Annotated in this window: 13 protein-coding genes and 2 pseudogenes; 6 read left to right on the top strand and 9 right to left on the bottom strand. The window is 54.7% G+C overall.

Annotated elements, in window-relative coordinates; all coding sequences use genetic code 11:
* Positions 1-128: 128 nt before the first annotated feature.
* Together C5L39_RS01440 and C5L39_RS01435 are read left to right on the top strand one after the other, a co-directional pair.
* Positions 129-570 (top strand): annotated as a pseudogene (locus tag C5L39_RS01440) (Tn3 family transposase); the annotation flags it as partial.
* A gap of 529 nt (positions 571-1099) precedes the next feature.
* On the top strand, positions 1100-1657 hold the full coding sequence (locus tag C5L39_RS01435; RefSeq protein ID WP_123047127.1) for a hypothetical protein: 558 nt from the start codon (positions 1100-1102) through the stop codon (positions 1655-1657).
* Positions 1658-2410: 753 nt separating this feature from the next.
* Here C5L39_RS01435 and ald read toward each other — a convergent pair.
* Positions 2411-3529, bottom strand: coding sequence for an alanine dehydrogenase (ald, locus tag C5L39_RS01430; RefSeq protein ID WP_123047126.1), 1119 nt, complete (start codon positions 3527-3529; stop codon positions 2411-2413).
* A 138-nt stretch (positions 3530-3667) separates the two neighbouring features.
* Between ald and C5L39_RS01425 the strand changes: the two genes are divergently transcribed.
* On the top strand, positions 3668-4150 hold the full coding sequence (locus C5L39_RS01425) for an Lrp/AsnC family transcriptional regulator (protein WP_245974839.1): 483 nt from the start codon (positions 3668-3670) through the stop codon (positions 4148-4150).
* Between the two features lie 305 nt (positions 4151-4455).
* Here the strand turns inward: C5L39_RS01425 and C5L39_RS01420 are convergent, their stop codons facing one another.
* Positions 4456-5052 (bottom strand): helix-turn-helix domain-containing protein, encoded by a 597-nt coding sequence (locus C5L39_RS01420; RefSeq protein WP_123047125.1) that lies wholly within the window; start codon positions 5050-5052, stop codon positions 4456-4458.
* Between the two features lie 112 nt (positions 5053-5164).
* On the opposite strand from C5L39_RS01420, the gene C5L39_RS01415 reads away from it, so the two are divergent.
* Positions 5165-6127 carry an NAD(P)/FAD-dependent oxidoreductase gene (locus C5L39_RS01415; RefSeq protein ID WP_123047124.1) on the top strand — a complete coding sequence of 321 codons (963 nt, stop codon included), beginning with the start codon at positions 5165-5167 and terminating at the stop codon, positions 6125-6127.
* 821 nt (positions 6128-6948) lie between these two features.
* Here the strand turns inward: C5L39_RS01415 and C5L39_RS01410 are convergent.
* The 7 genes from C5L39_RS01410 to C5L39_RS01385 all read right to left on the bottom strand — a co-directional run bounded on the left by C5L39_RS01410 (position 6949) and on the right by C5L39_RS01385 (position 12674).
* Positions 6949-7404: a MepB family protein gene (locus C5L39_RS01410; RefSeq protein WP_123047123.1), complete on the bottom strand. Its 456-nt coding sequence runs from the start codon at positions 7402-7404 to the stop codon at positions 6949-6951.
* Between the two features lie 655 nt (positions 7405-8059).
* Positions 8060-8467 (bottom strand): SIP domain-containing protein, encoded by a 408-nt coding sequence (locus C5L39_RS10840; protein ID WP_245974838.1) that lies wholly within the window; start codon positions 8465-8467, stop codon positions 8060-8062.
* 24 nt (positions 8468-8491) lie between these two features.
* Positions 8492-8752, bottom strand: a complete 261-nt coding sequence (locus tag C5L39_RS10835; RefSeq protein ID WP_245974837.1) for an SIP domain-containing protein — start codon at positions 8750-8752, stop codon at positions 8492-8494.
* Between the two features lie 71 nt (positions 8753-8823).
* Positions 8824-9606, bottom strand: coding sequence for an ABC transporter ATP-binding protein (locus C5L39_RS01400; RefSeq protein ID WP_123047122.1), 783 nt, complete (start codon positions 9604-9606; stop codon positions 8824-8826).
* Positions 9603-10661, bottom strand: coding sequence for a FecCD family ABC transporter permease (locus C5L39_RS01395; RefSeq protein WP_123047121.1), 1059 nt, complete (start codon positions 10659-10661; stop codon positions 9603-9605). The genes C5L39_RS01400 and C5L39_RS01395 overlap by 4 nt, the downstream gene beginning before the upstream one ends.
* A 4-nt stretch (positions 10662-10665) precedes the next feature.
* Entirely contained in the window at positions 10666-11706 is a 1041-nt protein-coding gene (locus C5L39_RS01390; protein ID WP_123047120.1) for an iron chelate uptake ABC transporter family permease subunit, read from the bottom strand.
* A 5-nt stretch (positions 11707-11711) separates the two neighbouring features.
* On the bottom strand, positions 11712-12674 hold the full coding sequence (locus C5L39_RS01385; protein ID WP_123047119.1) for an ABC transporter substrate-binding protein: 963 nt from the start codon (positions 12672-12674) through the stop codon (positions 11712-11714).
* Positions 12675-13087: 413 nt separating this feature from the next.
* Here C5L39_RS01385 and C5L39_RS10790 point away from each other — a divergent pair, with 413 nt between their 5' ends.
* Both C5L39_RS10790 and C5L39_RS01375 read left to right on the top strand, forming a co-directional pair.
* A complete protein-coding gene (locus C5L39_RS10790) occupies positions 13088-13528 on the top strand; it encodes a DUF4158 domain-containing protein (RefSeq protein WP_197714701.1) in 441 nt (146 codons plus the stop codon).
* A 517-nt stretch (positions 13529-14045) separates the two neighbouring features.
* A pseudogene (locus C5L39_RS01375) lies at positions 14046-14201 on the top strand (UDP-N-acetylglucosamine 1-carboxyvinyltransferase); the annotation flags it as partial.
* Between the last annotated feature and the right edge of the window lie 51 nt (positions 14202-14252).

The following is a 14252-nucleotide window of genomic DNA, read 5'->3' as shown; positions in this document are numbered from 1 at the left end:
CCGTAGTGTTCGACGAGTTGAGCGACTGTCAGTGCAGCGGCGATAGCATCTGCCTCGGCATGATGGTGATTGAAATTTGCATCAGGGAAGAGGTACTCAAATACGGTAGCTAGGGAAGCACTTGGCATCTCGGGAAGACGTTGGCGGAGTACGGCAGAATAGCTAAAACGGAGCATCTGCTGGATTTCATCGATGCCGATGAGCGGTACCACCGGCAAGTCCATACCAAGTTGACTGCGCAGGAATCCCGGCATGCCCTGGCCAGACTCATCTTCCATGGCAGGAGCGGCCAGATACGGCAGTCCTACCGGGAAGGCCAGGAATACCAGCTCGGAGCTCTTGGTTTGGTCCTTAACGCCGTCATCCTGTGGTACACCCGCTACCTAGAAGCCCACACTCACCGGGATCCTCGACCGCACAGCCACAAAACGTTGCAGACGAGGACGTGCAACGCCTGTCTCCGCTCGTCTCGGAGCACATCAATATGCTGGACGCTACTCTTTCACTGCAGGCGCCACAGGAACGGAACTTCGGCCATTGGGGAACCCTGATGAGGACCTGAAATCTTAAACGAGGCAATTATTTCCCTGAACATATTCCCGCCCGCAAGGGATCGTCTACCATGCCATCAAACGCGCCGGCGACGTCACCGGGTAGATCCGCAGAACTTTGCCGTTCGTGCCTAGACCGGCTCCTCGGTAAGTCGTTAGCGTGAATTTCCGAGGCGATCTTCCTCATACCCCAACCCTGCCCGTCGGCATTCCTGATGCAATTATCTTGGAAACCAACGGTATTGAAGAGTCGGAATCTAGCTAGGCTGAGATTTGCTTCCTGATCAAGTCCTCCGTGTTCACTTCTCGAGGCTGGCCCCCTATTTCGCATCTAATTGATAAACACCTTTTCATAGTTTCATACCGAATTTATCTATCTCCAACTGGCTTTTCTTGATTAATCAAAAATATATAAATAAAAATATACAAAAGTCTACGGGTGTCTCCTAAAGTAGACGCTTTCTATTTGTGCTACCTGACTTCAATTATTCCTGTGATACTACGTATGTCCTTTTTGTTGGTGCAATTCCAAGTTGAGAGGAAAGTGAATGTCTATTACAAGTCGCGCAACGGCCGTGGTGCTTGCATTGGCGATGGCTACAGCGGGTACAATTTTCCCAGCTTATGCAGCTGAACACTCTGTAGTGTTTAGTGTAGAACACGCAAATAATGTCGAGGATTTCGTCATCACGCCTGATCTTGTGATGGACTCGCGTCAAAAAGCTGCCAGTATGAGTCCAGAACAGGTGGAGGAAATCCACTCGTATATGGGACCGAATGCAGTAGCTACCCTCGAAGCTGCTATGCAGAGAAATGGGGTCTCAAATGATTCTGAAGTAGCACCTGCAGCAATTCCAGCCGCTATTGCTGGGGTCGCGATTGGGGCGGTAGCGTGGTGTGCATCCGGCGCTTTGAGTTCTGTGCCAACGTCAGTCCTTACTGACATAATTAACCACGGAGAGGGTGGTGGCAGCTATGTCCAAAACGCTATCGTTGGGTGCATCGCAGGAAATATCGGAGGAGCGGTATGGAAACTTATCCCTCACGGAGTCAAGCAAAGTATCTACTCTGAGGTAGTTAAGTTTTATTGGAACTATATCCGTTAGCTGTATCTACTGAATCGCGAGACAACTAAGAGAGGATCATTCTTGCAGTTTTACATAACTATAATCTTACTAGCTATAGGAATTGTAATTTGTCTACTTTCTGCTATTTATAGCGTTCGGAAAGGTAAAACTCGCGAAGGTTTTTTGAAATTCTTAGTGGCACTTTTTTTCGCCATTCCAGTAGTTGCCCTTGTAGTCTATGCTTCTAGGCATTCGAGTATTGACATATCTACTACATTCTTAGTGTTGGTTTGCGCGTATACATTTATTCTCTCCCTATTTGTACAATTTATTGCCAAGAAAGAATGATGATTTTCCGCAATCAATGAGATAGTGGAGAGGGTCGAGAATATCAATGAACGTGAAATTATTTTCACGCAAAAATACACTGGCACGTAAACTCCTCGGAATTCTGCTACCGCCTACCTAGGCTCAGCAGTTGTGTGGTAACTCCCATTGAACCTGGGGCCTAACCCGCTTCTTTTCCTCACCCCCGGTGATTAGATGGCGTTTAAGCGCTCCACGCTTAAATCCGAAGAGCCCATTATCTCTAGGCACTGCTTCTATGTTTCATATAGGTAAACAAAGTCCGGGTGCTGTGTGTTCAAAGGACACACAGCACCCGGAACAATTATCTTTGTCAGAGTTTAGAGCTGATCATGGTTCCGACATTGGTCTAGTGCGCAGGATTATTGTTCAATTCAATGCTCTTGACCGCCGGCTATTGAGAGCAGTTCGTGGGATCTGAAACTGCTAAACCGTGCTTTGGCTCGGCTTGGCGCTGAGTGTAAGGCCGTGTGCCTCGCTGACAGAAGAGTGTACGACTTCGCCGGCAATGACGTTGAGTCCAGCAGCTAGAGCAGGATCGGCGGCTAGTGCGGCATCTACGCCGCGGTCGGCCAAGGCTACGGCATAGCGCAAGGTGACATTGGTCAGAGCGTAGGTAGAGGTAGTAGGTACTGCACCAGGCATGTTGGCTACGCAGTAGAACAAAGCATCGTGCACTGGGAAGCTCGGATCTTCATGCGTCGTGGGCCGAGAGCCTTCGAAGCAACCACCCTGGTCAACGGCGATGTCTACGAGCACGCTACCCGGCTTCATAGCGGCAACCATGGCATCGGTGACGAGCTTCGGAGCCTTTGCACCGGGAATGAGAACCGAGCCGATGACGAGATCAGCGTTGATCACCGATCGCTCGATCTCCAGGGAATTGGAAGCGATTGTCTTGAGGCGCCCTGCGTATAGGCCATCAAGCTCGCGCAACCGATCGACGTTGATGTCAAGGATACTGACCTCTGCACCGAGCCCCATGGCCATAACTGCAGCGTTGGTTCCGGCCACTCCGGCACCGATGACAGTGACTTTGGCTGGGTGTACCCCAGGCACACCTCCGAGCAATACGCCTTTACCGCCAGCCGGGGCGGTCAACGACGCAGCACCTACCTGGACTGAGAGCCGGCCAGCGACTTCGCTCATCGGGGCCAACAACGGCAAGCGTCGATCAGCGGTCTGGACGGTCTCGTAGGCAATAGCCGTCACACCGGATTCCAATAATGCGGTGGTGAGCTCGGGTTCTGCTGCCAAGTGTAAGTATGTAAAGAGGATGAGTCCCTCGCGGAAGCGGTGGTATTCGGCGGTTACGGGCTCTTTGACCTTCATGACCATGTCGGCTTGAGCCCACAGCTCATCAGCATCGTCCATGATCTTTGCACCTGCGGCACGGTACTGCTCATCGGAGATTCCTGAGCCTATGCCAGCGCTGGTTTCCACAAGGACCTCATGGCCACGGCCACACAGCTCATGGACCCCAGCTTCAGTGATGGCCACACGGAACTCATTATTCTTAATTTCTCTGGGTACAGCGATGATCATAGCGGCCTGTCTTTCGTAGAAAATGAACAACTTCTGGTCATAACCTACTGAATATGCAAAGAGATGCGACCTATATCGAATATTTGAGATATATTAGCGACAATATTTTTTATTATGACGGGGAGTTGTCCAACAATTATGGCTGATCCGAAGGATATTCGATCTGTACCCACCCTTGATGACCTAGACCGCCACCTATTAGCTCTGCTCCAAGAAAACTCCCGCACTACAAACCAAGCTCTAGCTGCTGAGCTCGGTGTGGCGCCTTCTACCTGCCTAGCGCGGATTAAGGCCTTGCGTGCAGCGAAAGTAATTCAGCGGTTTACGGTAGATGTGGATCCACAGGCTTTGGGGCAGGGCATCCAAGCCTTGATCAGCGTGAGACTGCGTCCTGGGGCGCGTCACATGATGGAGCCATTCAGCGAAGAGCTGAAGAAGGTGCCAGAGATCTCCCAGTTCTTCTTCTTGGGAGGTGCTGACGATTTCCTCATACACGTCTTAGGCCGAGATACTGACCATATCCGCCAGTTCGTCCTCGAACACCTATCCTCCAATCCTGTCGTCGGCGACACACAAACGAATCTGGTGTTTGACCATGTTAGAGGTCCGGTCGGCACGTGAATTGTCTCTCACCAGTTCGTCGAGGGGGCAAGCCTGCTAGCGATATGAGAGTTCTCTAGGCCTTGGTCACGAAGCATCTGCTGCTCATAGGCGAAGGCTAATTCTATAGGTGCAGCAATGGGATTTCGCTGAGTTTGGCGAGTATCCTTCCGCTAGACGCAGTGGTCCCACTAGCTTTGTATTCACGAAAAGAAGAGTAACTCCATCGATCCTCGTAGGCGTTCAATCCATGATCAGCGCGCACTGTCGATGTCACTATGTGTAGACCACCAAGCCGGCGTTTCAGACACGTCCCATGGTAGGAGCTAGGCGGGGTTCTCTTCGATAGGCTTGGCTCGTACATGCAAGCGTTCGCCTTGCGGTCCAAACAAGCTGAGAAACTCCACGCCATGTTCGTCGGCTCGTCCGAACCAATGTGGCGTGCGAGTATCGAATTCCGCAGCTTCGCCGGCGGGCATGACGATGTCGTATTTGCCCAAGCAAAGTCGGAGTTTTCCCTTAAGTACGTAAAGCCACTCATAACCCTCATGTGATTGAAGATCCACCGTGTCAGAGGGCTTCCCAGCAGCCATCACATGTTTGAACGCCTGAATCCCGCTCCCGGAGTCGCGACTCAGGGGGAGAATCATCATCCCGTGGTGGATGATCGGCTTAATGTGTATCCGTGGATCGCCAGTAGGCGGGGCGCCTACCAGCTCATCCAATGGAACTCCGTGCACGCGGGCTAGCGGCAGGAGCTGTTCCAATGTTGGGTGACGGCGACCCGACTCCAATCGGGACAGCGTGCTGAGGGAAATTCCGGTGTGTTCAGATAGTTCTTGCAGGGTCTTCTTGCTGGCGGTACGCAAGGACTTAAGCCGCGGTCCGACCTGGGAAAGCGTGTAATCGATTCCTTTGTCCACACCACCAGTTTGCCATTTTGGCAAAAGAGCTTGCCAATCTGTCTAGCGGAGGTGCAGTTTTAGATCAACGTTGGTGCATCGTGCGTCCAACAAGTCGATTGGAGTAAGCCCCATGGAAATGCAGGAAACGGTCTATGACGTGGCAATCATTGGTGGCGGGGCTGCAGGGCTCAGTGCCGCACAAGCACTGGGTAGATCTAGACGTGCGGTGGTGGTCATTGATGCGGGCGAACCTCGAAACGCACCGGCAGCCGCCATGCATAATTTCCTATCCCGCGATGGAATGAATCCGCTGGAGCTGCTTGAGGTAGGACGTGCCGAACTCGTCAAATACGGCGTAGAAGTGATCCGCACTCGAGCACTGGACAGTCGTCGCAGTGCTGCTGGATTTACTATTACGCTCGGCAATGACACGGAAGTTTCGGCACGTCGCCTTATTCTTGCCACTGGGTTAAAAGACCAGCTGCCAGATATTCCTGGATTGGCCAAACACTGGGGCAATGACGTGTTGCATTGCCCGTTCTGCCATGGGTGGGAAGTTAAAGATCTCCGCCTAGGTGTCATCGACAGTGCCATGGCTATGCACCAAGCACAGCTGTTTACTCAGTGGTCGAAGAACGTCACTCTATTTAAGGATCCGAATAAGGTGCTTTCTGCCCAGGAAAGGGAGCAGTTGGAAGCGCTGGGCGTGCGAGTCATAGAAGCAGTCGTTACCGAAGTCCTCAGTGAGGATGGTTTTGTGCAGGGCGTTGAATTGAGTGATGGAACGCAATGTGAAGTAGACGCATTGGTTATCCTGCCGAACTTTGACGTCGATGTATCCTGCGTAAAGTCTCTCGGTCTAGTGGCACAAGAGCACGCCTCCGGCATCGGCCGGTACGTGCCTGTCGATGATGGCGGTCAAACCGAGATTTCGGGACTCTGGCTTGCCGGAAATATTGTCAACCCCATGGCACAAGTGATTATGGCAGCGGCTGATGGTCTTGGGGTGGGGACCCGGGTTAACGCCGATCTCATGCAGGAAGAGCTCGCTCATAAACTGTCACAGTTGCGGTTGTGCAAGACAGCGATCTAATCATGTATCCGTAATATACGGTGCTTCAAAGCTCATAAGAGCTTCGATAATGGTCAGATCCCGAGGCTGGGTACTGAGACAATTAGTCTCAAATGCTGGTTGCTCCCGCGACCACGAATCCAATCTGCAATGGACATCGCTCATTAAGCGAACGTCTCGTACCTTGTTGCGTAGTTGATTAGGGACTATTTGGCGGCCTGCCTGCCGCAGGGAGCTCTGACGATGAACTCATCCTTGCTGAGGCAGACCAGATCGATCCTGGCGATAGGATTGTGAAACTCCACATAACTTTGTTTTGTTCCTCGAGAATGCCAGCGGCAATCCATTCATCTTGACGAATGCACTGCATGGTGACGGAACGTGTTGTATCGGTGATCTTGAGGTTCTAGGTACTGAGGACAAGAACAAGAATGAGCTTGTTGAAAACAAGTCGGTCTGCGATCGACGGCCGATGGGACACCAGTGGATAGAATCGATAACGGAGTGGCAGGTTCGAGCGCTCCTGAGGGGTTTAGGTCTTCTAGGTAGGACCCGTATCTGGAACACTCGGGCCTACTCTTTTTCGCCACCCCACAGTGGTTACTAACTGGCTATTTCCAAGCTTTTCGACGTGGGCGTTTTGGAGGGGGCCGGAACCACAACGTCGTTAGCGCGAATTCTCGTCTAGTAGTCGCTTTCGCAGGGGGGTTGATGATTCAGGCATTCAATATCTTGCCTTCTGATTCATTTAGAAATACAGAGCCGTAGATAAGATCTTCAGAGAGCCCCAGGTCACTAAGGTACCGTGATACCAGGGAAACAGTGAAATACTCGACGGAGAATCAGCGCTTGGTCAGATCGAAGAATGCCAGAGATTGTCTATCTTGCGAACGAGCTGCTTGTGGGTTCAGGTTTGTGCACCATGGTGGATACACTCTGAAACCTCGTTTACCAGGTGAATGTTGAGTTGCTAAGACTCGAAGCGAAATTAGCTGCTCTGTCGTAAATCGAAATACACCAAAGTGGTCCGATTCCGTTACGAAGACGAAAAGGCCAACAGTAGGATCACTAGCCTCAAATGGTGCGGTAGTGCCATCTTCCATTCGCTGCCAAACAGCGACGAAGGCTCCGGGCTTGGTAGGAGTGGCTCGCGCTGTACGGATCCGCCACAGGCTCCCCTCGATCAGTGCATTGCCTGATTCATAGTCACTACTTTGTGCTTCCGGAGTGATTGTTTCTAGAGCATTTTTAGGCAGACTCACCAGATCTAGATACCGGTGAAAAGAAAGAAAATCCATCAAAATATCCTAGCGTGAACCAAAGACTGCAAGATGGGCGATCAGCGACTCAAGAAGTACATGGTCAATCAGGTGCTCGTTTAAAGAACCTGCAAAGAGCCAGATAAGGGAACCTAGCGACCCAGAGCAGCAAGTGCAGACCAGTGCTAGTTTTACGCGAGCAGTTCGGGTGCTTCATATGATGCATCTTTCTGGCGATGAGTAAGCCTCACACATCGTCAGTGTCTCGGTTGTACCAAGGTTTGGTTCAGCGCCTGCGATTGGGGTTGGAAGTCAGTCGCAATCGTACTCGGTGGATCTGGGTAGGAGAGTGGTTCAATTGCTCCTTCGATTCTGTTTCGCTTCTGTGTGGAACTAGCATCTGATTCTGTGAGAGCGGCGCCCATGGGCTCAAAGTAGTGCGTACGGACTAGATATAGGCGCTAGCTACGCGCGCCGATCCTTGCCCTAGGGGAGATTCTGTTCTCGGATGGCTAGCGTGACTTAGCTGAGCACATACGTGATGCACAAGTGATGAAGGCCCATGAGTAAGCGTCATTCAATGGTTGTTCTAGCGATGCTCTATTCACGTGTGAGTAGTCCGACTGAGTACCCCGCCTCGTTGGATGCTTCGTTGAGTCTGGCTGGGCCCATGCCTATGTGCATCTGGGACGGACTACTTCCAATATGCCTGGGATTTGATCGATTCTCTCGGCAGCGCGTGTGCGGTTCTAAGCGTTCTGACGATCGACCGGGTGGTCCAGCTATCACATGAGATCCAAGCGAAAGATCCAGGAAGGGGGGTGAGTTGCTCGGCTTGTTCCCGCAACAGCCGACCATCATCGAGGCGTTGTAGCCATCGCACCTTGGTTGCTGCTGTTGCATGCACAGACAAGGTTCTGTCTGATTCGTACTGCCACTCCAGCCATACCTGTGCGGGAGTGCCGCCGATAACATCGAGCAACGTGTTGATCGCCGGAAGTGAGGCGGTGTCTCCGAAGATTAGGAACTGTGAAGGAGCAGGATTCGGGACGGAAAAGCTAGATGATCCTCTGCCTTTGCCAATCAAGCTTGCCTCGATCATCTCACCAATTTGCACATTTTGCGCCTACTGAGAGGCTGGGCCGTAGTGGAGGGCGAATTCGATAGAAAAGCTGTCTTCGTCCGGATTTTGATCGAGGAGTGTATAGCCGCGTTGGCGTTGCTTGGCGTTTCCATCATCAATCCACAAGCGCACCCACTGCGTTGGGTGCGCCGGATGATTGGCTAGGAGGTCATCTGCAGCGAATTCGATACGAACATATTTGTCTGTGATGAAGTCGACCTTGGTCACAGTCAACATGTAGTTGTCCGGATGATAGGCCTTCATGATAATGCCTTCAATACCCTTTCCCATGAGGGTGGGCTACCCTAACATCGCCATTGGCATACGAAGTGCTTTTAGTGCTGCCAACGCGGCACCACCAGTGGGCTACCGGACTCTGGATCGGTGACTACTCGGGCGGACAGCCCAAAGACCTCTGCCAAGAGCATTTCGGTGATCACTTTGTCGGGGGAGCCCGTAGCGACGACCGCTCCATCTTTCATCGCGATGATGTGGTCCGCGTAACGCGCGGCCTGATTAAGGTCGTGTAGGACGGCTACCAGCGTGGTGTCAGTGTCGCGGTTAAGCCTCCGACACAATTCCAGCAGCTCAATCTGATGGTTGAGGTCTAGGTAAGTAGTTGGCTCGTCCAGCAGCAGGATGGGGGTTTGTTGGGCAAGCGCCACCGCCATCCAGACTCGTTGACGCTGCCCGCCGGAGAGCTCGTCGACCAAGCGGCCGGAGAGCTGGTATACACCCGTGGCCCCCATTGCCTTGGCGACGGCCGCCTCATCTTCCGGCGACCACGGACGAAAGAGGCTCTGGTGTGGGTAGCGGCCGCGTGACACTAGATCGATGACCCGGATGCCATCGGGAGCCACCGGACCCTGTGGGAGCAGCCCGATCTCTTTGGCCACCTGCCGGGTGGGGAGGCGGTGGAGAGAGTTTCCGTCTAGCACTACGCTGCCAGAACTGGGAGTGAGCAGCCGGGTGAGGCTTTTGAGCAGAGTGGACTTGCCACAGGCATTGGGTCCGACGATCACGGTGAATGCGCCATCCGGGATGCTCACGGAGACGTTGTGGCAGATCACCTTGTCGGCATATCCCAAGGCAGCGTCGTCGACGAGTAAGCGGGTCATGGTTTTTTACCTTCTCTCAGTAGCAGCCATAGAAAATACAGGCCGCCAATGGACACAGTGACGATGCCGACCGGCAACGGTGAGTCCGGGCTAATACGTTGGGCGATGACGTCGGCAAGCAGGAGGAGGAAGGCGCCCACGGCAGCGCTCGGCCCCAATGCCAGGCCGTCTGTACGCACTAATCGACGGGCGATTTGTGGAGCGGCTAGTGCGATGAAGGAGATCGGACCGACAGTAGCGGTGGCTAATGCCGTTAGTCCGACGCCGACGATGATTGCCACCGCCTGCACCCGTTGCACATTCTGGCCTAAGGCGGTAGCAAATGGGATGCCAATTTGGGTTAGCTTCATCGGTCTGGCTAGCAGTATCGCTCCGGTCAAAAAGACTGCGGAGCTCGCGGCGACCAGCCAGACCGTCGGCCAGGTGACTCCGGAGAGATTGCCTGCGCCCCACAGCCCAGCCATGATGGCGTCTTCGACCTCGGCGGTCAGCAGCAGCCAGGTGTTGAGAGAGGCCAGGATGGCGCTTACTCCAATTCCGACGATGATTAGTCGCACGCCTCGAGCGGCTCCTCGCTGAGAAGCCAGGAGAAACACCACGAAGGCGGTAACTACACCGCCGGCCAAAGCGCCCAACATGGTATCTAGCGCCCCACCTTGGAATAGCAGCATCACGATTAGCGCGCCGGTAAAGGACCCGGTCTGGAAACCAATGACATCCGGCGAACCCAATGGATTAGCAGTCAGGGTCTGGAAGATAGCTCCGCTGATAGCCAGCGATGCTCCCAGTATTACCGCCAGGAGAATTCGGGGGGCGCGCCATTCCAACACGATCATCGTGCTGAATTCTGTGCCGTGTCCGCTCAATGCTGCCAAGGCCTCCGGCAGAGTGACTGCGGCATCTCCGGAAAATATCGCAAAGATTCCCAGTGCGGCCGTCGCTACCCACAGCAGGACACAGAGAATGGCTGAACGAGCGTCGATAAGCAGTAGCGGACGACTGCGCGGTCCGAGGTGATATACGCGACGACCAAAATCTAGTTGTGCATTGGTCATTGGCTCAAACCTCCGAGACACGGAATCGGCGGACCATCCAGATCAGCAGCGGTGCGCCAACGAACGCGGTAACAACCCCGACTGGTACCTCGCCCTGGACGATCACTCGGCCGAGGACATCGGAAAATCCCATGATAGTCGGGGCTAGCAGGGCAGAATAGAGCAAGATCCAGCCCTGGTGCGGACCGACGATCATCCGTGAGAGATGCGGGGCCAGCAATCCTAGAAAGCCAATTGGCCCAGCAGCTGCAGTAGCACCACCGGCTAGCAGCGCGATGGCCACCAGTACTACCAGCCGAATGCGGTTGGGATGAGCGCCCATAGTTGTCGCTGATGCCTCTCCGAGAGCTAGCACATCTAAAGATCGGGTACTGAGCAGCGCCAGGAGCAAACCCGCGAGGATCAGTGGTGCGATGGTGAGGGTGGCATCCAGCGGCTGGGACGCGGTGGTTCCCGCAGACCAACCGCGCATGCGGGTTAATACGTTCGAGTTACTGAGCAACACCGCGGAGCTAAACCCAGAAAGTACCGCACCCAAAGCCACGCCAGAGAGAGTCATGCGCACCGGATTGCCGCGGGAAGCGCCCGTATTGCCCACGACAAATACCACGACGGAGGTCAGTAGCGCGCCAGCCAGTGACCACCACATGTACTGTCCAATATCGTTCATACCGAAGTAGGCCAAGCCGACCACGACAGCCAAAGTTGCCCCAGCGTTGACTCCGAGGATGCCAGGATCCGTCATCGGATTGCGGGTTACTGCCTGCATGAGTCCACCGGCTACGCCGAGGGCCGCGCCAGCAAGAAGCACGAGCACGGTGCGTGGCACTCGAGACTGCCAGACCACCTGGGACACAGCATCCGAAGGATCTGGGTGGACCAGGAAGTAGAGCACCTCATCCGGTGGAATGCTTCGAGACCCGATGAGCATGCTCATCGTGAGCGCAAGCAGACACAGCAGTGCCAGCGGCACAAGCCCAAGTAAGCGTGGCGACGCCCTCGTCTGCTGCTGATCAGAAGTGGGTTCGGCGAGGACTACTGTCATTGCGCTTAGACGACCTTGTCGTAAGACTCGACCTGTCCGGCAAGCTCAGACAACCAATCAGCGTAGGCACGTGAGGTCATTGCACCCTTGGAGCTCCAACCGCTGATCTGACCGGCCTCAATCGCGGGCAGATTATCCCAGAGCTCGGTGGTGAAGCCATTTTCGGAGTCGTAGCTCTCGGCGAGGATGACATCGGCCGGGTAAGTAGATGCTTCTTCCCAAGCGACCGATCCCCAGGAGCTACCACTTTCGGGCGCTGACGGGCCGACGATAGTCACGCCGAGTTCCTCGAGCAGGTTGGCTTGGTTGAACCCAACGGCGGTGTAGAGCATTTCCTTAGTGGGGCTGGCGAACATGAAGGACAGGTCTTTCCCCTCCGCGGCCTCAGCGAATTCCTGCTTGGCGGTTTCATAGTCTGCATCGGACTGCGCAATTTCCGCGGATTCGGTGTCAGCGCCGAGGAAGTTGGCCACCTCCCGGGTGTCATCGATGTTTTCGTCCACAGATTCTCCGGAAGGCAACGGGATGAAATTGGCGACCTGCATCAGCTGGGCATTGACATCCTCGTCGAACCACGCCCATCCGTCTTCGTCACCTTGGCCGATGATGGCGTCAGGCCGCAGCTCGGCGAGCTTTTCCATGTTGATCTCACCGTCCTGGCCGATCTTTTCGATGCCGCTGATATCTGCATCTCCCATCACCCAAGGGTTCTCACAGTCGTAGCCAAACAACGCATCAGGCTCCAGACCATATTCATACAGAGAGCTATAGGCGTAGCAGTCCATCACCAGTGACTCCGGTTGTTGCTCGAAGGAGATCTCCAGCCCGTCAATAGTGGGGTGGGAAAGCGTGGTGACCTGATCATTAACCGGTTCGGCCTCAACTGAGGAGCCATCCGCAGATCCGGAGCAGGCGGTCAAGACTAGGGCCGCAGTAGCGACAATGGGAGTAAGGATCCGACGTTTCACGGACAAACCTTTCGGGTATGCAGACAAGGAACGTCGTGCACATTAGCACACCCTAACTTAGGATAGGATTACTTAAGTTCCCCTGAGGGGTGGGCTGACTGTGGGCCTGTGAAGGTCAGTGGGGGCTTTCTTGCAAGCGGAGGCTCCGCGTTCATTCTTGAGCATTTTTGAAGCTGACTGCCGATAAAATGCCTGGTGATAGGAGCTAAGTTCCTTAGCTTGTCGACGTACGCGCTGACTGGTTGGCCATGAGCCGGGGTTTGGGGAAAATCGCTCGGAAATTCACGCTAAGGAGTCAGTAGCCTGTTGAGTGGGTGGTATTGCGGTTGATTTTCATCAGTGATGAGCAGGTCTCGGTGTTCGGCGGATTCCCCGGCGAGGTACCGGCGGATGACCTGGAACGTTTCTGTTGATTGGGTGATGCCGATTTATCGGTGATTGGTCGCCGCCGGGGAATGCACAACCACCTGGGTTTTACTGTTCAACTGATCACGGTGCGGGTAGTCGGACGCTTTTTGACGGATCCATTGGCTGTTTCGTGGCCGGTGGTGGAATCCCTGGCCGGGCAGCTGGGTATTGCCGATGCTTCCGTGCTCAAGCTGTATGCGCAGCGGGGACAGGCCGAGTACGAGCACGCCGCGGAAATCTCCACCGGGTACGGGTATGCGGATTTCTCCGATCCGGCCAGGTACGAAGGGCTGAGGCTGTTTCTGGAGGCCCGGGCCTGGACGTCGTCGGAGGGGCCGGTGCGTTTGTGTGAACGGGCAGCTCTCTGGCTGCGTGAGCGCAAGGTCTTTTTCCCCGGCGTCTACGTTGACACGACTGGTTTTAGAGGTTTGCACCGGAGCACATGACCGTCTCCATTCCCTGCTGGTGGACGCGGCCGGTCCCGCCGTGATTCTGGAATCGGCAGGTCTGCTTCGCGTTAGGGGGGGGGGCACGGTTGGCCGCGTGGGAACGGCTACGGACCGGGCCATCGCGAGTCGCGGTGCCGGAATTATTGCGGCAGTCGGAGCGGCAGGGCCGATTGCGGGCGTTGGGCGGCCGGGTCCATTGATGTGGCGATGGTCCCCGAGAGTCGGATGAGCACCCTGGCCCGTTACGGATTGGCGGGCAAGGCCTCATCGCTTCGAGGCCTATCGAGCCAGCGCCTAGGCCGGTTCCTCGGTAAGTCGTTAACGTGAATTTCCGGGGCGATCTTCCTCAGGCCCCGAGCCGATCGGGGATGCTCGCGCTGTCGGGCCAGTGGTACCGGCGAGATCCCTCCGTCAGTTGGTCGTGGATGCATCAGTGTTGCGTGGGACTGGCCAAATGTTCTGAGCAAAGTTCCGTCCGCTAGTCGCGCTTCGATGGTCAGCTACTGCATCGAGGTCGTGTCAGGATTGGCGTGCCGGCGCAGGCCTAGTCTTGGCTGGGCTAGTGGCAGATGGGGTAACCACCGTCCACGATGTCCATCACATCGATCGTGGGTATCCGAATTTTGTGGAGCATCTGCGGAGTTTGGGTGCGCAGATTCAACGCGTTTAGTGATGCGCGTTTTCTTCGCAGAAAGTGTTTCCTGCCTGCGGATTTGTGTTT

Source organism: Corynebacterium alimapuense (assembly GCF_003716585.1).
Classification (GTDB): Bacteria; Actinomycetota; Actinomycetes; order Mycobacteriales; family Mycobacteriaceae; genus Corynebacterium; species Corynebacterium alimapuense.
Note: the sequence above shows the minus strand (reverse complement) of the source record. Positions and strands in the feature narration are given on the sequence as shown.

What these genes read in the sequence shown, in the direction of transcription:
- C5L39_RS01435 (WP_123047127.1), top strand. Translation starts at nt 1,100, where the DNA reads ATGTCTATTACAAGTCGCGCAACGGCCGTGGTGCTTGCATTGGCGATG.
- ald (WP_123047126.1), bottom strand. Translation starts at nt 3,529, where the DNA reads ATGATCATCGCTGTACCCAGAGAAATTAAGAATAATGAGTTCCGTGTG.
- C5L39_RS01425 (WP_245974839.1), top strand. Translation starts at nt 3,668, where the DNA reads ATGGCTGATCCGAAGGATATTCGATCTGTACCCACCCTTGATGACCTA.
- C5L39_RS01415 (WP_123047124.1), top strand. Translation starts at nt 5,165, where the DNA reads ATGGAAATGCAGGAAACGGTCTATGACGTGGCAATCATTGGTGGCGGG.
- C5L39_RS01410 (WP_123047123.1), bottom strand. Translation starts at nt 7,404, where the DNA reads ATGGATTTTCTTTCTTTTCACCGGTATCTAGATCTGGTGAGTCTGCCT.
- C5L39_RS10840 (WP_245974838.1), bottom strand. Translation starts at nt 8,467, where the DNA reads ATGATCGAGGCAAGCTTGATTGGCAAAGGCAGAGGATCATCTAGCTTT.
- C5L39_RS10835 (WP_245974837.1), bottom strand. Translation starts at nt 8,752, where the DNA reads ATGAAGGCCTATCATCCGGACAACTACATGTTGACTGTGACCAAGGTC.
- C5L39_RS01400 (WP_123047122.1), bottom strand. Translation starts at nt 9,606, where the DNA reads ATGACCCGCTTACTCGTCGACGACGCTGCCTTGGGATATGCCGACAAG.
- C5L39_RS01395 (WP_123047121.1), bottom strand. Translation starts at nt 10,661, where the DNA reads ATGACCAATGCACAACTAGATTTTGGTCGTCGCGTATATCACCTCGGA.
- C5L39_RS01390 (WP_123047120.1), bottom strand. Translation starts at nt 11,706, where the DNA reads ATGACAGTAGTCCTCGCCGAACCCACTTCTGATCAGCAGCAGACGAGG.